The 19850-nt window shown below is 38.1% G+C and carries 22 protein-coding genes; 7 read left to right on the top strand and 15 right to left on the bottom strand.

The genetic code is table 11. The features are described from left to right. Positions 1 to 4: 4 nt before the first annotated feature. A complete protein-coding gene (gene adh, locus ABH966_RS09505) occupies positions 5 to 1525 on the bottom strand; it encodes an aldehyde dehydrogenase (protein WP_370077783.1) in 1521 nt (506 codons plus the stop codon). A 346-nt stretch (positions 1526 to 1871) separates the two neighbouring features. On the opposite strand from adh, the gene rluF reads away from it, so the two are divergent. Then, the gene (gene rluF / locus ABH966_RS09510) at positions 1872 to 2573 is read left to right on the top strand and encodes a 23S rRNA pseudouridine(2604) synthase RluF (protein ID WP_370077784.1); all 702 of its coding nucleotides are present in this window, start codon (positions 1872 to 1874) and stop codon (positions 2571 to 2573) included. A 22-nt stretch (positions 2574 to 2595) separates the two neighbouring features. Beyond that, complete coding sequence (locus ABH966_RS09515) at positions 2596 to 3315, top strand: DUF6904 family protein (RefSeq protein WP_370077785.1); 720 nt, start codon at positions 2596 to 2598, stop codon at positions 3313 to 3315. Positions 3316 to 3427: 112 nt separating this feature from the next. Here ABH966_RS09515 and ABH966_RS09520 read toward each other — a convergent pair whose 3' ends face one another. After that, complete coding sequence (locus ABH966_RS09520; protein ID WP_370077786.1) at positions 3428 to 3922, bottom strand: cupin domain-containing protein; 495 nt, start codon at positions 3920 to 3922, stop codon at positions 3428 to 3430. A gap of 86 nt (positions 3923 to 4008) precedes the next feature. On the opposite strand from ABH966_RS09520, the gene ABH966_RS09525 reads away from it, so the two are divergent. From ABH966_RS09525 to ABH966_RS09535, 3 genes are read left to right on the top strand one after another with little or no spacing between them, the layout of a single operon-like run. After that, positions 4009 to 4218: a hypothetical protein gene (locus ABH966_RS09525; RefSeq protein WP_370077787.1), complete on the top strand. Its 210-nt coding sequence runs from the start codon at positions 4009 to 4011 to the stop codon at positions 4216 to 4218. Beyond that, positions 4215 to 4424 (top strand): hypothetical protein, encoded by a 210-nt coding sequence (locus ABH966_RS09530; protein ID WP_370077788.1) that lies wholly within the window; start codon positions 4215 to 4217, stop codon positions 4422 to 4424. The genes ABH966_RS09525 and ABH966_RS09530 overlap by 4 nt, the downstream gene beginning before the upstream one ends. Next, the gene (locus tag ABH966_RS09535) at positions 4421 to 4648 is read left to right on the top strand and encodes a hypothetical protein (RefSeq protein WP_370077789.1); all 228 of its coding nucleotides are present in this window, start codon (positions 4421 to 4423) and stop codon (positions 4646 to 4648) included. Before ABH966_RS09530 ends, ABH966_RS09535 begins: the two co-directional genes overlap by 4 nt. A 35-nt stretch (positions 4649 to 4683) precedes the next feature. Here ABH966_RS09535 and ABH966_RS09540 read toward each other — a convergent pair whose 3' ends face one another. The 12 genes from ABH966_RS09540 to ABH966_RS09595 form a co-directional block, all read right to left on the bottom strand. Then, positions 4684 to 5391 carry an ABC transporter ATP-binding protein gene (locus ABH966_RS09540; protein ID WP_248717509.1) on the bottom strand — a complete coding sequence of 236 codons (708 nt, stop codon included), beginning with the start codon at positions 5389 to 5391 and terminating at the stop codon, positions 4684 to 4686. Continuing rightward, positions 5391 to 6170, bottom strand: coding sequence for an ABC transporter ATP-binding protein (locus ABH966_RS09545; RefSeq protein WP_370077790.1), 780 nt, complete (start codon positions 6168 to 6170; stop codon positions 5391 to 5393). Before ABH966_RS09545 ends, ABH966_RS09540 begins: the two co-directional genes overlap by 1 nt. Next, positions 6170 to 7105, bottom strand: a complete 936-nt coding sequence (locus ABH966_RS09550) for a branched-chain amino acid ABC transporter permease (RefSeq protein WP_142509935.1) — start codon at positions 7103 to 7105, stop codon at positions 6170 to 6172. The genes ABH966_RS09545 and ABH966_RS09550 overlap by 1 nt, the downstream gene beginning before the upstream one ends. A gap of 13 nt (positions 7106 to 7118) precedes the next feature. Next, positions 7119 to 7994 carry a branched-chain amino acid ABC transporter permease gene (locus tag ABH966_RS09555; protein WP_370077792.1) on the bottom strand — a complete coding sequence of 292 codons (876 nt, stop codon included), beginning with the start codon at positions 7992 to 7994 and terminating at the stop codon, positions 7119 to 7121. A gap of 265 nt (positions 7995 to 8259) precedes the next feature. Next, the gene (locus tag ABH966_RS09560) at positions 8260 to 9483 is read right to left on the bottom strand and encodes an ABC transporter substrate-binding protein (protein ID WP_370077794.1); all 1224 of its coding nucleotides are present in this window, start codon (positions 9481 to 9483) and stop codon (positions 8260 to 8262) included. A gap of 482 nt (positions 9484 to 9965) precedes the next feature. Then, positions 9966 to 10568 carry a class I SAM-dependent methyltransferase gene (locus tag ABH966_RS09565; RefSeq protein ID WP_370077796.1) on the bottom strand — a complete coding sequence of 201 codons (603 nt, stop codon included), beginning with the start codon at positions 10566 to 10568 and terminating at the stop codon, positions 9966 to 9968. An 88-nt stretch (positions 10569 to 10656) separates the two neighbouring features. Then, complete coding sequence (locus tag ABH966_RS09570) at positions 10657 to 12447, bottom strand: CotH kinase family protein (protein WP_370077798.1); 1791 nt, start codon at positions 12445 to 12447, stop codon at positions 10657 to 10659. Between the two features lie 46 nt (positions 12448 to 12493). Beyond that, positions 12494 to 13177 (bottom strand): DUF4956 domain-containing protein, encoded by a 684-nt coding sequence (locus ABH966_RS09575; protein WP_370077800.1) that lies wholly within the window; start codon positions 13175 to 13177, stop codon positions 12494 to 12496. Between the two features lie 14 nt (positions 13178 to 13191). Continuing rightward, the gene (locus tag ABH966_RS09580) at positions 13192 to 13893 is read right to left on the bottom strand and encodes a polyphosphate polymerase domain-containing protein (RefSeq protein WP_370077802.1); all 702 of its coding nucleotides are present in this window, start codon (positions 13891 to 13893) and stop codon (positions 13192 to 13194) included. 12 nt (positions 13894 to 13905) lie between these two features. Next, positions 13906 to 14769 (bottom strand): peptidylprolyl isomerase, encoded by an 864-nt coding sequence (locus ABH966_RS09585; protein WP_370077804.1) that lies wholly within the window; start codon positions 14767 to 14769, stop codon positions 13906 to 13908. Between the two features lie 126 nt (positions 14770 to 14895). After that, complete coding sequence (locus ABH966_RS09590) at positions 14896 to 16323, bottom strand: HAMP domain-containing sensor histidine kinase (RefSeq protein WP_370077806.1); 1428 nt, start codon at positions 16321 to 16323, stop codon at positions 14896 to 14898. Next, positions 16307 to 16993: a response regulator gene (locus tag ABH966_RS09595; RefSeq protein WP_370077808.1), complete on the bottom strand. Its 687-nt coding sequence runs from the start codon at positions 16991 to 16993 to the stop codon at positions 16307 to 16309. Before ABH966_RS09595 ends, ABH966_RS09590 begins: the two co-directional genes overlap by 17 nt. A 242-nt stretch (positions 16994 to 17235) precedes the next feature. On the opposite strand from ABH966_RS09595, the gene ABH966_RS09600 reads away from it, so the two are divergent. Further along, the gene (locus ABH966_RS09600) at positions 17236 to 17571 is read left to right on the top strand and encodes a heme oxygenase (RefSeq protein WP_370077810.1); all 336 of its coding nucleotides are present in this window, start codon (positions 17236 to 17238) and stop codon (positions 17569 to 17571) included. Between the two features lie 103 nt (positions 17572 to 17674). Here the strand turns inward: ABH966_RS09600 and ABH966_RS09605 are convergent, their stop codons facing one another. After that, entirely contained in the window at positions 17675 to 18694 is a 1020-nt protein-coding gene (locus tag ABH966_RS09605) for a YeiH family protein (protein WP_370077971.1), read from the bottom strand. A 113-nt stretch (positions 18695 to 18807) separates the two neighbouring features. Between ABH966_RS09605 and ABH966_RS09610 the strand changes: the two genes are divergently transcribed. Next, a complete protein-coding gene (locus ABH966_RS09610; RefSeq protein WP_370077812.1) occupies positions 18808 to 19689 on the top strand; it encodes a LysR family transcriptional regulator in 882 nt (293 codons plus the stop codon). Positions 19690 to 19850: the final 161 nt, after the last annotated feature.

Consider the following 19850-nt stretch of genomic DNA (forward strand, 5'->3'; position numbering starts at 1 on the left):
TTGATTAGAAGAAACCAAGTTTGTTTTCACTATAGCTAACTAATAGGTTTTTCGTTTGTTGGTAGTGAGCTAACATCATCTTATGGTTTTCACGACCAACACCCGACATTTTATAGCCACCGAACGCTGCATGTGCAGGGTAAGCATGGTAGCAGTTTGTCCAAACACGTCCTGCTTGAATACCTCGACCGAAGCGATAAGCTGTATTCATATCACGTGTCCATACACCTGCACCTAAACCATATAATGTGTCATTCGCAATTTCTAACGCTTCTTCTTTTGTTTTGAATGTTGTTACAGCAACAACTGGTCCGAAAATTTCTTCTTGGAAAATACGCATTTTATTGTGTCCTTTGAAGACAGTTGGCTTAATGTAGTAACCATTTTCAAAGCCTGATCCTACATTATTTTTCTCTCCTCCAATTAGACATTCGGCACCTTCTTGCTTACCAATATCTAAGTAAGAAAGGATTTTTTCCATTTGCTCACTTGAAGCTTGCGCACCCATCATCGTATTCGGATCAAGTGGATTCCCAACTTTAATCGCTTCAACACGCTGTAGAACACGCTCCATAAATTTATCGTAAATAGATTCTTGTATTAATGCACGAGAAGGACATGTACATACTTCACCTTGGTTTAATGCGAATAATACAAAGCCTTCAACTGCTTTATCTAAAAAGGCATCATCTTCGTCCATAATATCCTCAAAGAAGATGTTTGGCGATTTGCCGCCCAATTCTAATGTAACGGGAATAAGATTTTGTGAAGCATATTGCATAATTAAGCGACCTGTCGTTGTCTCACCAGTAAAGGCAATTTTACCGATGCGTGGATTCGATGCCAGCGGCTTCCCTGCCTCTAAGCCAAAGCCATTGACAACATTTAGTACACCTGATGGCAATAAATCTTCTATTAATTCAACGAGCACCATAATCGAAGTTGGTGTTTGCTCTGCAGGTTTTAACACTACACAGTTTCCAGCTGCAAGTGCAGGTGCTAGCTTCCAAACAGCCATTAATAACGGGAAGTTCCAAGGGATAATTTGACCTACTACCCCAATTGGCTCATGGAAATGATAAGCGACAGTATCATTATCGATTTGGCTTACTGCGCCTTCTTGTGCACGTAAAGCTCCCGCAAAATAACGGAAATGATCAATTGCAAGAGGGATATCTGCATTTAATGTTTCACGTACCGCTTTTCCGTTATCCCATGTTTCGGCAACGGCTAGCTTTTCTAAGTTTTGTTCTATGCGGTCCGCAATTTTAAGTAAAATGTTTGCACGCTCTGTTGCGGATGTTTTCCCCCATGCATCTTTTGCGGCATGTGCTGCATCAAGTGCAAGTTCAATATCCTCAGCAGTAGAACGAGCTACTTGTGTAAAAACTTGTCCAGTAACAGGTGTAACATTGTCAAAGTATTGTCCTTTCACTGGGGGTGTCCATTCTCCACCAATGTAATTATCATATTTCTCTTTGAATTGAACTACCGATCCTTCAGTGTTTGGAAATGCATAAACCATTTTACTTCTCCCCTTTACACAAAATAATGAGAAAATAATCTACAAATATCGTCATTTTTTATCGAAATAACAATATTTTCATAGATACCCTCTTACACAATATATTGTCAGAAACGAAAAATAATTTCAACTTTTTCAAATTTTTTTAGATTAATATTAAAATCTTTTTATTGAATAAGAAAATAGGCTGGTATGAAAGCATAAGGAACGAAGTATGAGCGACGGGGTTGCCCACGAAAATCGTTTTCCTGGAGTGAGTTATATTTGGTAGAAAAGCTTCTAGGATTCACGGTGTGACCAACTATAATGTATACTTAAAAATAATATAAATGTATAGGAGAACAGTATGCGCATTAATAAATATTTGAGTGAAACAGGCATCGTATCTCGTCGCGGTGCGGATAAATGGGTAGAAGAAGGTAAAGTAACAATTAATGGTGAACTTGCTACAGTCGGTAGTCAAGTAGAAGCTGGTGATCTGGTTTGTGTTGATGGAAAAGAGGTAAAGAAAGAAGAACAGCTCGTATATATTGCCTTAAACAAACCAGTAGGAATTACAAGTACAACGGAACGTCATATAAAAGGAAATGTCGTTGATTTTGTCAATCACCCTCTTCGCATTTTCCATATTGGACGACTAGATAAAGAGTCAGAAGGGCTATTATTACTGACAAATGATGGTGACATCGTCAATAAAATTTTACGTGCCGAAAACCATCACGAAAAAGAATATATCGTACAAGTCGATCAACCTATTACGGAGCAATTCATCAAAAAAATGGGAGCAGGTGTAGATATTTTAGATACTACAACCCTACCTTGTTATGTTGAAAAAATATCTGATAAAGTCTTTAAAATCATTTTAGAGCAAGGTTTAAATCGTCAAATACGTCGTATGTGTTCAGCACTTGGCTACTCCGTTAAGCGCCTACAACGCATTCGTATTATGAATATTAAACTTGGCAATTTAAAAGTTGGACAGTGGCGTGATTTAACAGATAAAGAACGGACAGAACTATTCAGACTACTTAAATACACACCAAAATAAAGCACTTTAAGGGGATAGAACTATGCTGTCAATTCAAAGTACTGTGCAGTTAACTGGAGCACGTGTTAGCGGGGATTTTTGGGATTTAGATGAGCTTATTAATGCTATTTACAAAATAACTGGTGATGAAAACAAGTATTATGATTATCAAGGAGCGCGCCTTCGCATTCTTAGTGTTTGTTATAATCTACGCCAAGCCGCCAAGGGGGAGCATCAGCTTGAGTTTGTTAGCAACGGACTCAATAAAAGTGTTTTGACACAGCATGAACTAATTTTCCCAAACAAAAATGTTTATTTCGCAGCAGAGATTCTTTGGCCAGAGCTGATCTTTACTGCTATCGCTTTAAACGATTTCATTCGCCTACATCAGGAGCTAATTGATTCTTCTGATTGGAGTATTGACGTTGCCGCCATTCGTAAATTCCAGGCAGCGGTTGCTAATTGTTTAGAGCAGGAGCTTAATGAAGAAGAATACTTAGTATTTTTAAGAATGCTGCACACTAAAAGTCCATTAACATTCCGTTATGCAACACAGTACGTCGATGTTTTGAACTTAGAGTATATTCAATTAAGCTTGGAGGAACGTAAAGCTCATTTAGCAGCATTTGCTCTCCGATTAATGTTAGAAGACGATGAATATGTAATGCTAAAATCACAACTCATGGAAGCGGCGATTACTACAAAAAAATCGTTACATGAAATCGAAATTAAAGCTAAATATCCTGAAACTATTTTGTGGTAAATAGGAAGCGCCGTCTCAACTACTTTTGAGACGGCTACTTTTATTCTAATCAATTATGCTTTGGCATAATAGTACCCGGAGGCTTTAACTTATTTCAGCATGCTGAAATAAGTTAAATTTTCGTGTAAGCCATTTTTCGGATAACTTCCTCGTGCTGTGGATAGTCGGCTAAAAGCTCTTCTTGTGTAAATAATTCGAAGTCTTCAAAATCAAAGCCTGGTGCAACCATACAGCCTACTAAACTAAATGCATCTGCATCCTCTACGGATGAGCCAAATATAGTATTTTTCGGTACTGCTATTTGTGGTACCTCCCCTGCCTCAACATTTAATCCAAGCTTCTTCGCCTCATATGTACCATCTGGGAAAATCATATGGACTGTTAGCGGACTGCCAGCATGATAATACCAAAGCTCGTCCGATTTTAAACGATGCAAATGCGATATATCCTGTGAACGAAGTAAGAAATAAATACTCGTATAAATTGGTCTCTGTACATCTCTTACAGCCATATCCTCAGCTGCTCGAAACGAGGATATGTAATACCCTCCCTCAGGATGCTCTGCTAAATTTAATTTCTCAATAAAATATTGTGCTGAATACTTCATAAAACATCACTCCTTTCGTCCACATTACCAAATAATAAACGACGAATGCTACTGCTATTTCGTCGATTTGATCATTCTACTTCGATTTGGCCGTTCTTTCCGTCACCTTGGCTGCTCTTTCCGTCGCTCTAGTCTTTCCATCCGTCGCTTTGACTTCTTTCCGTCACTTTGATCATTCCATCCGTCGTTTTGCCCCTTCTTTCCGTCACCTTGACCGCTCTATCCGTCGCTTTGATCATTCCATCCGTCGCTTTGGCTTTTCTTTCCGTCGCTTTGAATTCTTTCCGTCACTTTGATCATTCCATCCGTCGTTTTGCCCCTTCTTTCCGTCACCTTGGCTTTTCTTTCCGTCGCTCTAGTCTTTCTTTCCGTCGCTTTGAATTCTTTCCGTCACTTTGATCATTCCTTCCGTCGTTTTGCCCTTTCTTTCCGTCACCTTGACTGTTCTATCCGTCGCTCTAGTCTTTCCATCCGTCGCTTTGACTTCTTTCCGTCACTTTGATCATTCCATCCGTCGTTTTGCCCTTTCTTTCCGTCACCTTGACCGCTCTATCCGTCGCTCTAGCCTTTCTATCCGTCGCTTTGACTTCTTTCTGTCGCTTTGCCCTTTCTTTCCGTCACCTTGACTGTTCTATCCGTCGTTTTGCCCCTTCTTTCCGTCGCCTTAGCCTTTCTATCCTTCACTTTAACTGGTCTATCCGTCTTTTTTACTCCCTTCGCTCATAAAAAAAACGCCTCGAAAATTGAGACGTCTTCTCCCTCTATAAACCGCCTAAATAAGCAGCCTTTACTTGTTCACTCTCTTGAAGCTCTTTTGCTGTACCTGATAATACTATACGTCCTGTTTCAAGTACGTACGCACGATTTGCTACTGATAAAGCCATATTGGCATTTTGCTCAACAAGTAATACGGTTGTACCTTCTTTGTTAACTTGCTCAATAATATTAAAAATATTTTTTACCATGAGTGGCGCAAGTCCCATTGAAGGCTCATCCATTAATAACAACTTCGGTTTTGCCATTAATGCACGCCCCATCGCTAGCATCTGTTGCTCACCACCAGATAATGTACCTGATTGCTGTTTACGGCGCTCCAAAAGACGTGGGAATAATTCATACACATGCTCTAGATCTTTTTTGATGCCTGCTTTATCGTTACGGAGATATGCTCCAAGCTCTAAGTTTTCTTCAACGGACATATTGGCAAAAACACGGCGCCCCTCTGGAACATGTGAAATGCCTGATTTTACAATTGTCTGTGCAGCTTTCCCTGCGATAGAGAAGCCTTCATATTCAATGATGCCACCCTTTGGTTTTAATAAGCCTGACAATGTTTTTAATAATGTACTTTTACCAGCACCATTTGCACCGATTAACGTTACAATTTCACCCTCATTTACTTCTAAAGAGAGGCCCTTTAATGCTTGAATGTTACCGTAAAATACATCTATATTTTGTACTTTTAGCATTAGCTGATAACCTCCTCGCCAAGGTAAGCTTCAATTACCTTTGGATTATTGCGAATTTCTTCTGGTGTCCCATCAGCGATTAATTGACCGTGATCGAGCACGTATATACGTTCACAAATCCCCATAACTAAGCTCATATCATGCTCAATTAAAAGAATTGTTAAGCCAAATTCTTTACGAATAAACGCTATTAATTCCATTAAATCATGCGTCTCCTGCGGGTTCATCCCTGCTGCAGGCTCATCTAGTAAAAGTAGCTTAGGTTTCGCAGCTAGAGCACGAGCAATTTCTAATCGGCGTTGCATCCCATAAGGTAAATTTTTCGCAAGCTCATCCTTATAAACATCTAAGCCAAAGATTTTTAGAAATTCAATAGATTGATGCTCCATTTCTGCCTCACCTTTAAAATGATTCGGCAAGCGGAAAATGGAAGACCACATGGAATGCTTTGCAAGTGAATGGTTCGCTACCTTAACATTATCTAAAACAGATAGCTCTTTAAATAAACGAATATTTTGGAATGTACGGCTAATACCTTTTTGTGTTACTTGATATGGTGCAAGCCCATTTAACTTTACACTGTCAAATGTAATCGTGCCCTCAGTTGGCTTATACACCCCAGTAAGCATGTTAAAGCTCGTTGTTTTACCAGCACCGTTAGGCCCTATAAGACCTACTAGTTCTCCTTGATGTAGGTACATATTAACGCCCTGTACCGCCTTTAAACCACCGAATTGAATGCCCATGTTTTCAACATTGATAAGAAGGTTTCCAGTCATTATTTTGTACCTCCTTTTTTACCAAACTTAAATAAATCCGTAACTTCTTTTGTTCCCATCAAACCTGTTGGACGGTACAGCATTACGACTATTAATACTAAACTGTAAATAATCATACGTGTTTCTGGGAAGTTTGCTAGATATGCTGAGACGACTGTTAAGAAAACCGCAGCTATGACAGATCCTGAAAGACTTCCTAAGCCACCAAGAACTACATAGATTAAAATATCAAATGATTTTAAGAAACCGAAAGTTGTCGGTTGAATAATGTAAAAATTATGTGCAAAGATGGCCCCTGCAAGACCGGCGAAGAAGGAACCAATTGCGAAAGCTACAACTTTATAGTAAGTTGTGTTAATACCCATTGCATCTGCCGCAATTTCGTCCTCGCGAATCGAAATACATGCGCGTCCATGACGAGAGTTCGTAAAGTTCGAGATTACTAAAATTGTTAGAACAACACCTATGAATGCATAAGTCCAATTCGATAAATATTCAACCTGCATCCCTGCTGCGCCACCAACATAATCCGTATTTAAAAAGATAATACGAATAATTTCCGCAAAACCGAGCGTTGCAATTGCTAAATAGTCCCCCTTTAAACGTAACGTCGGGATACCTACAATTAAACCGGCTACTGCTGCTGCAAGTGCCCCTAAGAAAATTGCTAATGGGAACGGAAGCATTAATTTAGTTGTGATGATGGCAGAAATATATGCCCCTACCGCTAGGAAGCCTGCATGCCCTATCGAGAATTGACCAGTAATACCAATGACAATGTGCAAGCTGACCGCAAGCATGATGTTAATACACATTGTGATCAACATATTTTGATAGTAAATATCGAGAAAGTTCGTTGAAATAAGCACCTGTACAACTGCATAGATGACTAGCGCTAATACGGCATAACCCCAAAAAACTTTAGACTTTTTCATAATCACCGCTCACCTACACTTTCTCACGGGCATTTTTACCAAAGATACCCGATGGTCTGAAGATTAAAATTAAAATTAAAATAACGAATGCTGCTGCATCACGCCATAGAGAGAAACCAAGTGCACTTACTAATGATTCCACAACACCGAGCAACATACCGCCAACCATGGCACCAGGAATAATACCAATACCGCCAAGTACTGCCGCGATGAATGCTTTAAGCCCTGGAATAACACCCATTAATGGATCGATTTTTGTGTAATATACCCCAAAGATAACACCTGCTGCACCCGCTAAAGCTGAACCAATTGCGAAGGTTGCTGAAATTGTATTATCTACATTAATGCCCATTAAACGTGCTGCATCGGCATCATGAGAAACCGCACGCATCGCTTTCCCGATTTTTGTTTTATGTACGATGAATTGTAAAAGAACCATCAGTACAATTGAGACAGATAAAATTAATATTGATATACTACTGATTTGAACACCGAAAATATCAAATGATTTATTTTTAATGACATCAGGATATGCCGCAGGTTGCGCACCTCTGAAGAAAATAGTTGTATATTCAATTAATAGCGATACACCGATTGCAGTAATTAAAGCCGCAATACGTGTGGCATTTCGCAAGCGCTTATAAGCAATACGTTCAATTAAAACACCAAAGATTGCACAGACTGCCATCGCCAATAACAGTGCTGGAAAGAAGCCAAGCTCCCATTTAGCAATTGCATAAAAGCCAATAAATGCCCCGATCATAAAGACATCGCCGTGGGCAAAGTTAATCAGCTTAATAATCCCGTATACCATCGTATACCCCAGCGCTATTAATGCGTAGATACTACCTAGTGAAATACCATTCACAAGCTGCTGTATCCATTCCATGAGCGTTCACTCCTTTTTATTTTTTGAAAAGTGCAAAAATAGGACTTACTTCTACATGTTATTATTGAAAATAGAGTAAATTGTGTCCTCTTAAAAAATTTTTTTGTTCTATCAATTTCGCCTTGGCGTAATTAGGTGTTTGGACACTGTAAAGGAACCATATCCGTATTCATCTCACCACCTTCAATGGTGGGAGCCTTTACTGAATGAAGATAAAACATAAAAAGGAAGGCGTGTTTCCCCGCCTCCCCTTGCCTAAAAAACATTAAGGATTAACTTTAGAGTTGAACACTTGTTTACCGTCTTCAAATTCAAGAACTGTTGCTGTTTTAATTGGGTTATGATTTTTGTCAACTGAGAAAGTACCTGTTACTAAAGAAAGATCTTTTGTGTCAGCTAAAGCCTTTTTAATAGCTTCCCCATCCGTAGAGCCTGCACGCTTAATAGCATCAGCAATGTAGTAAATTGAGTCATAGCCAAGTGCATTGAATGCATCTGGTGCTTTATCCTTGTTCGCTGCTTTAAACGCCTTTACGAAATCTTGAATTTTTTGATCTGGGTCTTCTGCAGAGTAGTGGTTTGTGATGTACGTGTTATTCAGCGCTTTCGCACCAGCTAACTCTACTAATGTTGGTGAATCCCAACCGTCAGCCCCCATCAGTGGTACATCAATACCCAATTCACGCGCTTGTTTTACAATTATACCTACCTCTTCATAGTATCCTGGAATAAAAATAAAGTCTGGCTTCTCTCCTTTAATATTAGTTAATTGTGTACGGAAATCAGTATCCTTCGCTACATACGCTTCTTCCTTTACAACTTTCCCACCATTTTTTGTAATTGTTTCTTTAAATGATTTTGCTAAACCTTTTGCATAATCAGATGCGTTATCCGCAAAAATAGCTACATTTTTAGCTTTTAATTCATTAGTAGCAAAGTTTGCTGCTACGATCCCTTGGAATGGATCGATAAAACAAGTACGGAATGCATACTCATTAATGCTACCGTTATCATTCACTGTAATGTTTGGAGCAGTACCAGAACCAGTAACGATTGGGATTTTATTTTTATTCGCAATTTGAACGGTAGCAACTGTATTACCAGAAGTTGCTGGGGCTAACATTGCTACTACTCTATCTTGCGTTGCTAGTTTAAGAGCTGCTGCAGTAGCCTCTGAGTTGTCAGACTTATTATCTACTTTAATAAGGTCAATTTTTTTACCGTCGATTCCGCCATTATCATTAATTTCTTTTACCGCAAGGTCTGCACCTAGAGCAATCGAAGAACCATAGGAAGCTACGTTACCCGAAAGCTCTAAGTTTGCACCGATTTTAATAGTATCACCGTCAGAAGAACCGCCACCGCCTGATGATGATCCTCCTCCTGAACTTGAACTATCTCCATTACCACAGCCAGCAAGAACGCCTGCAAGTAGTGAAGATGCAACTAGAAGTGAGCCAAACTTTTTAAGTTTTTTGTTCTCTCTCATAATTTATTCCCCCTAAGTTTTTTCAAATATTAGATATTTCTGATAATTATAAACAATCCACAGCATTTCCTCAATAACAAAAATAACCAAAATGACAATTCATAACTATCTATTACTAAATCAATATATTATTCAATTAAACCTTTTACATTGTAAAACATTCTTTATTTTTAGTCTAGAGTGATTTTTCTGTATAATTAGTAATTTAAGAATTATCTATTAATTTAGAACAAACATTAATATAAAACTATCATATTTGATTATTTTTTTACGATAAAATCTCGTTAAAAGAAGTCCTTTTTTCGAAAATTGCAAGATCTAAAATATAAAGCGTTCTGGCGAAGTATTAATTTGGAATTACCAATAACTATTTATTCCCAGGGAAATACAGTACTTAGAGGGCGCAATCGGAGTAAGATTTTTTAAAATTTGTCATAGTCGAATCTTATTAAAAAGCTTAGAGCTGGGTTATTTCTACAGCTCTAAGCTTTTTTCAATGCAAACACACAAAGTCGTTCGTTAATATTTGTTTCATTTTCAAGATGAACCTCATGGATTAATTCAAAAGGCGTCCCATGATGTAAAAACTGTAAATAATCATATGGTGGGTAATATAAAATAACATGAATTTCACGCATATGCTGTTCATAAGACTTCCATATATTATGAATAACCGTACGAAAAATGTGGATTGAAAATGGATTAAAAAAAAAGAAAACCGTGTCGCTTGGTTGAATAGCATAGTCCTCCGCTATTGAATGCATAAAGGAAACCGGAGATTGAGCACTCTTTTTTTGAAGATAGTTCCTTTTATTATTCTCAGCCTCTGCATAAAAACCTGCATCCATTTCTACCCCTATTGTCGGAATATGAAATTTATCATGTACATAAATAGGGACTCTCCCTTTTCCACATCCAATATCGATAAACACTGGATTATCAGGCATCTCATACTCAGAAAATAATTGTTCTAATCCAGCATATGGTGTTGGCTCATAACGATGGTAGTGAGCTAATTTAGGAAACCCATACTGTTCACCGACCGTATTAATATGCAAAAGCTTATCAAATTGTTGTTCATTCATATTAGTAGACTCCTCAAAAAAGAATGCTTTATTTTAGCACGATAAAAAGCAAAAACCATACCCAAAAGTTTTGGATATGGTTATTTTTTTAACGACCTCTTCTATTAAATTTTAAAACAAAGAGCAGTGCAACTATTAACAAGACAAAGCAAACAGCCGCTGTAAGAATTGTATTTTTATCGATAACTGTTCCTTGCTTTAGTTGCTCATCGCCTTGGTTTGGCCACATAGGTCCTCCATTTTTGTCAGGTCGTTGCATTGGACCACCACCATTTGGTCTGTCTCCCTGCTTATCACCGTTTTGATTAAATGGAGGGGCTTGTGAAGGATCAAAGTCATCTGGTCTTTGCATCGGAATGTTCATGTCACCCATTTCGCCTGGATTAGGCATTGCCATATTCCCTTGTGTTGTTGCTTCCACAACAAGTTCCCCTGACAGTTGCTTTAAAATAGATTCGGAGCGCTGTTTTGCAAATTCAGGAAGACTTTTTTCCCCTTCTACCGCTTCTATAAACTGTTCTGTTGTAGAGAATTTCGTAGGGTCTGCTTCCACATACGTCGTTAATAACAATGCTAATTTTTTGGTAATGTTTTGTATGTTTTCTTCTGTTAAGTAATTAGTCGCTATCTCTTCTAAATAGCCTTCATATTTAGCACGATACTCTTCATTTGAGAGTAAGGCATTTAATAGCGGGCTATCCTCTAATGTTGTACCAGATACTGGGGTAGTCACACTAAAGTTAATAGCGCTATCTGCCATAAGATCGCCGGACATACCCATCCCCATATTGATTCCACCCTTATCGAGGCCACCATTAGGACGTTCTCCTTGCTGTTGTTGAACACCATTATTCGGAAACTCCATGTCTGGTTTATCTAATTGCTCATTCGTCTGTGCATCTTCTGGTGCTTTCATATTGGCATCGGCTGGCATTTGAATATTGCCACCCATTCTACCACCTCCACCAAAGCCACCAAAGGACATATTATAATCCCAAGGTATGATAGAAAACACACCATCCTTCTCATACAAATAGTAATTGTGTTTCATATTGCTCTGATAACTATCAAGATTTACAATTGCCGTGTTCATAGCAAAATAACGCAGCATTTCATCGACATCAATATATTTTTCGATATTGCCGCCATTATTGATAGCTTTAATCATGTCAATGAATTTTGATTGATCGACATTACCTTCGTTCGTTTTTAAGCCAATTCCCGTATAATCAGCAATATCATCACTAATATATTTTAAATCACTGCCTGTCCCATCTGGCTTAAACAAAAATCCATCATTAGAGCCGTAGTTATTTGCCAGGAATGTTTCATCCACGGCTTCTACCCCTAAAAATAAACCTCTATCCTCACCATTCACTGTGACATACATATATGAATGAGCGGGTGTAGGTAATCCCATTTGTTCCATCAGCTCATAAGAAATATATTCTCGCATTAACGTTGAATCACTGAAATTATTATTTAAATTTAATTTTTTCAAGCCGTATAAGCTTTGTGTATCATCGTAATAATCGAAATCTATTTTTAAGCTATATCGATCCGAGTCGCTATTTGCAACCGAGTTCAGTGATGAACTTCCTTTTGTACGAATAGCTACATTCTCTATTCTCTTGCCATCTACTGTGATATTAGCTTGCTTCAACTCCTTATCTGTTGCACTTTCTAGCATGTCAGCCCAATCTTCCTCGGCTATTTCAATATCTACTGTTGTTACTTTATTTTTATTAAACACAATAGACTCATAGGAAAACTCGGTATTTTTTGTTTCAATGCCGGTTTTTGGGAGCACTGCAGACACAACAACAAAGAGGAGTAGCAGAATTGCCATACTAATATAGACAACCCGTGTTTTAATCATTATCAGCACCTCTCTTCATAGTTAGAAAACTCCTCTAGAGTGGTTACTAAGCAGTGAAATTACCATCATAACTAAGCATTACTGCTGATTTTACTCCAGGTACTTTTGTAAGATTGTCCATCAATTTTGTATCATTTTGTTTAACACGAATTTCATAGGTTGTTTCGATTTCAACATCCGACATAATAGATTTTGATTTTAAAGCGAATTTTTTAGACTGTGCCGCAATAATATGCTCCACTTCCTCACAAGCAAAATCTTCTTCAAATTTCACAATTAAAAGATATGGATTCTCCACAGTAATTTTGTTCACTAACACGAGTAGTACGAGACCAATTAGAACGGCACCGATTATAACAAGTGGAATAAATCCTGCACCGCAAAGAATCCCAGAAACTATTGCCCAGAAAATATATACTAAATCCATAGGATCTTTAATAGGTGTACGGAAACGCACGATTGATAGTGCACCAACCATACCTAACGATAACAGCACATTTGAACTTATTCCCATAATCACTAGTGCTGTTGCCATTGTCATAATGAGTAGCGAAATATTGAAGGAATGCGAGTAAATTACTCCGTTAAAGGTTTTCTTGTATACAGCGTAAATAAACAGGCCTACAAAGAATGCTACAACTAACCCTAAAAGTGAATCTATTAATGAAAATGATGTTGTTTTCTCTAAAAAGCTGGATTTAAAAATATCGTTAAATTTTATAGTATCCATTGTTTAATTCTCCTTTATACATACATACGACTAAGCTGATATTTCGAATATGCCTCAGCACGTGTATCTACTGATTGTAATAAGTACTTAATAATATCCGGCAAGTACTCATCGTATTTCACTTCTAAAATAACTAAGTTTGGCTCAAGTACATCAACCATCGGTAGCTTCGGATTAAACATATCTGTATTACGTAGGCTCGACTGTACTTTACTATCAAATGTGACACGCACATTTCCAAAGGGATAGATGTAAGCCTCACGCTCGTAATCGACAACTGTCATTGGTTTCAATTGGTGATACTTCATGTCCTTATATAAATCTTGAATTAACGCTCGTTCGTCTTCCTCCATCCAAGCATTATCCCCACCACGCATTTTTTCATATTCCTTTTGGGATATGGCACACTTCGTTTTAAAGGTTAAATTATTTCGTTTGCTTTTTCGCTCCAAATTTATAGTCGTAGTGGATTTACCGTAAATTCGTACTCGATATTTATCTCGATTGATATAACCCTCTTTTTTTTCATTTAGAACTTTGTTTTCAAAATTATCAAAGTATGTGCTGCGAATTAAATACTTACCATTCATCCCAGCATGCTTATCTCGCTGCATTACATGCTGTAGCTTAGTTTTTAGCAATGTATAGTCCGGATAGGAGATAGCCTGTTTAATCTCCTTTCGACCGTTAGGATTAAACGAGGTAAGAGTAGGCATATAGTTCACTCCTTACATTTTTTCTATTTTGTATTGCTCTTGTTTATCAGCTAACCAAGATGCGTATTCCTCATTTATGCGATCCTCCAGCACAGTCGCATAAACTTCATCTTTTACATCCTCGAATACGGCCTCTTCTGCAGGTACTTTTTCGGTTACTTTAATGATGTGATAACCTTCTGACGTTTGAACAATATCACTGACGCTACCTTTTTCAAGGCCAAATGCGGCTTCTTCAAATTTCTCATCCATCTGTCCTCGACTAATATAGCCTATTTCCCCACCAGCCTCATTCGTTGATGAATCGATTGAATATGTTTTTGCTAGCTCCGAAAAATCCTCACCAGCTTTTATTTTTGCTAGCACATCCTTTGCTGTTGCCTCATCCTCCAATAAAATATGGCTAGCTACAATCTCTTCCTTTTGTCCATAGCTATCCTTATTGTTTTCAAAATATTGAGCTACTTCCTCATCTGATATGTCAATGCTTTCAGCAATTACATTTTTGGTAAGTTGATATATGCGAATATTATCCTTCACACTCTGCTCTGTCAGTCCGTTCACCTCTAGTGCCTCTTGTAATGATTCTTCCCCACCATACGACTCGGCTAACTCCTTATACTCTTCCTGAATAGAGTCCTCGGATACAGAAACACCCACTTTCTTCGCCTCTAGTTCAACTATTTTATTGGTAATTAGTGTCTCTAGCACCTCTGTACCGTATTGTTCACGCAATGCGTCATCTAGTTCTGTTTGTAAAATCTTTTCACCATCAACCTTCGCCACATAATCGCTACTCTCACCACAACCGACTAGTAGTATTAATAATGCTGCAGGTAAGGTTATCATTTGGAAAAACCTTTTGTTTCCGGTCATCCTTGATCCCGTCCTTTCTTTTGGTTTCTCGTTTACAATGCTTACTATAAAGGCCTAATGTGTCAGTCAGATGTCAGCTTTACATTTCCTTCAAAAAAACTTTACAAAAAAAAGCTACCACGCCTTTTAGAGCGAAGTAGCCTTTTTCAGTGTTATTTCAAAGCATGTTCCTGATGAATTACTGTCAATTAGTCGTAAATCACCGCCTATAGATTGCGCCATCATTTTACTAAGTGATAATCCTAAGCCTAAGCCTCGGACCGCATATTTTTTATTTTCGCCTCTATAAAAACGTTCAAAGATAAATGCCTGATCTTCCTGAGGGATACCATGTCCTGTGTCCTTTACAGTAATGAAGACAGCATCCTCTTTTTCCACCAGCGTAATGATGACAATCCCTTCCTGCATTGCTTGCTTTGCATTCGTCAATAAATTAGTAACTATTTGCTGTATACGTACAACATCCGCCTGAACATCAACGGAGTCTGCAAGGAAATCCATTTGTATTTTAACATTTTCGTCATCCTGCATTACTTCCCATTGAGCTACAGCATCACGCACTAACTGATTAACATTCATTGTTTCAAGCTTTACTGGAATTGCATCTACCGCAAAATGATTATAAGCTAGCAAATCACCGACCATCGTTTTCATTTTCGTCGTTTCTACTAATGCCATTTGAATAAATTCACTAGCATCCTGACCTGTAACGACTCCATCTTTCACCGCCTGCAATAACCCACTAATTGACGTAACCGGTGTTTTTAGCTCGTGGGTGACGCCCGCTAATAATTCTGTTCGAGTCTTTTCTAATTGTTCTAGCTTATTCGCCATTTCTTTAAAAGAAGTAACGAGCTCATAAATTTCTTCTTCCTTACTATTTTGAGGCAAATCAAATGTATAGTTTCCTTCTTGCACTTGCTTTGCAGCTTCGGCAACCTGTTTTATTGGGTGTGCTAGACGTTTGGATAAAAAATAAATAGCACCCCACCCCAATACAGCAAGTGCTCCAATAAGTAATGCCAGTAGCCCGTATGCTTGGTTAACCTTCGTTAAATTCTCCTTTTTCTCTAAGACAAGCACCCAGCCAACTTCCTTATTGTCCCTTTCAAGTTTTCTTTTTACGACATATTGAACTAACTCTTGTCCCTCACTCGTTACAGTTATTTTCTTTGTCCCTTCTTCACCATCCAGTATGTTGGCAACATTTTTTTCACTTCCTGGAGGCATCGGTCGATTGCTACTTACTATATTACCCGCCGTATCTACAACATATAAAACGGGATCAATTTCTCGCATAGTAGATCGCTCACGGTTACCAATAAACCCTGGAATACCAATCATAGGTCCATTATTTTGGCCAGAAGTATCTGTTAGGCGAAATACAGTCTCCTCAGCTATAAATTCCATCATCTCTAGTCGATTTTGAAACGTCGTATGCCGAATCCATGCCGCAGAAATAAAAGAGATAATAGCTAGACCTACAAAGAGAGTTAATAAATAGCGGCTTGTCCAATAGTTGCGTAAAGATATTCGCTTATTTTTTTTGAACACTTAGCTGATACCCCAATCCACGTAGTGTCTTTATTTCTCCCTCTTCCTCATCCCATTCCTTAAGTACCTTTCTTAGTCGCTTCACCGCTAAATCCACCGCTCTATCACTACCTTCATATTCCCAGCCCCAAACTTGATCAATAAGTTGGTCACGTGTAAAGGTTTGGTTTGGATGCTCGGCCAAAAATAAAAGTACAGATAAATCTCTAGGCGTTAAGATGATTTCTTCTCCCTTAAGTAGCACTCGATGGGCTTTCATATCAATCTCTAGCCCACCAAAGCGTTTTATTTCTGAAGATTCACGGCTCCCTTTACCGCGCCTTAAAACTGCCTTGACTCTTGCCACTACCTCATCAGCTATAAATGGCTTTGCAATATAATCGTCTGCTCCTTGATCGAAACCCTCTAATCGATAATTTACATCGCCTAATGCCGTTAGCATGATCACTGGACAAGAGCTAACTTCTCTAATTTCCTTTAAAATTAACCAACCGTTTTTTTCTGGTAACATAATATCAAGTAATACTAAATCAGGCTGAACCTCTTGAAATATATCCAATGCCTGACCGCCATTAAAACATTGCATAACATCATAGCCTACTTTTTTCAAATATGCCTTCAAAACTTGGCTAATTGCATATTCGTCTTCTACTACTAATATTTTTGCCATGCCCTTTCACCTCGTCACCAGTTCATTCGTATTTTCATTATATCATCGGATTATGTCAGTTAAATGTCAGGGTCTAATGAGACTGTTCATACTTATAGTGGTGCATCAAATATCGAGCTATTTGCAATTTACATGGCTCTTCTATTGACAATGTCTTCCTAGGCGAATTATCATTGATTGCGAATGATAATCATTGATAATTCATTCGTATAGTTAACTAAAAAATGATTAGGGGGGAAAGCATGATTATTGTTACAAATCGTATTCAAGTCAAACCCGGCTTTGCTGCAAAAATGGCACCGAACTTTACAAAACCAGGACCTCTACAGCAGTTTGAAGGTTTCCATAAAGTGGAGGTATTAGTTTCAACTGATGATCCCACTTATGACGAAATGAGCGTCAATATGTACTGGGAGTCTAAAGAGCATTTCCAAGCTTGGCGTAATAGCGATGCATTCGCCGCAGCTCATCACCGTTCTGGACAAAGTGCTGAGGGAGGAAAACCTGAAAACAGTCCACTTATCGGTAGCAAAATAGTTATAGCTGAATTAGCTTCTTCGATTGAAGCATTACGCTAATTTTTAACTTCTTTCAGCAGGCTGAAAGAAGTAACAACTAAAATATCTTCTGATTCTATCTAAAAAAGATCCTGCATTTTTGAAAATGCAGGATCTTTTTGAATTATTGCATGAAAATAACTAAAACATAGCCAAGTATTGATAAGCAAACCGAACCGATAAATCCTGCAATAAACGCTTTTACGCCTAATTGTTTAAAGGTTTTTATGTCTACATTTAAACCTAGTCCAGCCATCGCCATCCCAATTAAAATATAAGCGATATTTACAAATGTTTGCGCTACATTAGCTGGTACAATCCCTAACGAATTAATAGCACTCATCGCTAAAAACCCAAGGATAAACCATGGAATTATCGACAGTGAAAATCCTTCTTTTTCCTGCCCCTTATCAATTCTTCGATATAAAATACCGATGACTATGGCTACTGGTACAAGCAATGCGACACGTGTTAGCTTCACAATAACTGCCATATCAATAGCTTCATTTCCACCAGCTGAGGCTGCTGCAATAACATGAGCAATTTCATGTAGAGTGCCTCCCGCAAAAATACCATATTCAGTAGGAGTTAAGTTAAATACAGAGTATAACACCGTGTAGACTAATGTGAATACAGTCCCTAATAATGCGACTATCGCTGCGCCCACTGCCGTTTCTTTTTCATTCGCTTTAATTTGAGGAGCAATAGCGACAACAGCAGCAGCCCCACAAATAGCTGTACCACAAGCTGTTAATATGCCTAGCTTCTTATCTACATGAAATACCTTCGTTAAGCCATATACAACCACTAAAGCAAATACTAGATTAATAAAAGCAATAAGAAAAACACTCGCTCCAGCATTGTAAATATCCGCTAAGTTTAAACGCATACCCAGAAAAATAATGCCGAGGCGTAATAATTTTTTACTTGAAAATGTTATGCCTGTTTGCCAAGAATCCTGCACCTTAAAGGCTGCTCTCCAAGCCATACCTAATATAATGGCAATGACAAGCTGCCCTAAAATTGAGAAGAAAGGAAATGTCGAAATATATTTTGCTACTAAGGCAATAATGAGTGTCAACAAGATCCCCTTCATAAACGCTGGGGTTAGGAAACTTTTTAACCTCTGCTGGCCATTATCCATGTTGTTCACTTCTTTCATCCTTGATAATTATTACTTTATTAAAAAGTTAATCATCAGTAAAATACATATATATAATCGTAATTATTAATATTTCTAATAATAGGAGTGGTAATATGCAATTTGATGCTTTAAAAACGTTCATCACACTGGTGGAGGTCAATAATTTTACGAAAGCCTCCGAAATACTTCATATTTCACAGCCAAGTGTCAGTTTACACATTAAAAACTTAGAACAAGAATTTCACACGACTTTATTTATCCGTTCACCAAAATCTGTACAAATCACACCAACTGGAGAAATTTTATATAAACGAGCAAAGCAAATGATGGCCATTGCCGAGGCAGCAAAGGAAGATATTTTAACCTATCACCATGAAATTCAAGGTACACTTGTGATTGGCGCTAGCTTTACCATTGGGGAATATATATTACCTCCTATCATTGCCAGCTTGCAACAGCAATTCCCTCAGCTAGAGCTTCAAGTTATTATTGGCAATACGAAAGAAATCATTCAATATACAAAATTATTACAAGTCGATATCGGTCTTATTGAAGGACAAGCACACGACCATGAACTTCTTATTAAACCGTTTATGCAAGACGAGTTATTTATTGTCAGCGCGAGTAATCACCCTCTTGCAAAGGAGTCAACGATTACAGTTTCGGACTTACAGCAGCAAAATTGGGTTGCACGTGAAGAAGGCTCTGGCACACGTTATTATTTAGATCATTTATTTAGAGCAAATGGGCTCCAAGTACGTTCACTTCTTACTATTAGTAGCAATCAAGGTGTGAAAGAAAGCGTTATACAGGGGCTTGGACTTTCATTACTGTCCGCTAGTGTCATTGAGCGTGAATTAAAAAATGGCGATATAAAAATCTTACCCCTCGAGGAACAGCATTTTATCCGAACATTTTCTTATTTGTGCTCGCCTACAATAAAAAATAAACGCAATGTCGACATTCTTTTAGAGGCACTATTAAAAAAAGCTTAGCGACTAGTAATTCGCTAAGCTTCATGTTGTTGAAAAGCTATTATGTGTCAGAAGATATATACTATGTGAAGTGGTTGATTGGAGTGGAAACTGGGCGACTCCTTGGGGATCAGCAATAGAGGAACGAAGGCTAAAACCATCACGTCCTGTGATAAAGCCTT

The sequence above is a fragment of the Lysinibacillus sp. RC46 genome (assembly GCF_041262385.1).
GTDB lineage: Bacteria > Bacillota > Bacilli > Bacillales_A > Planococcaceae > Lysinibacillus.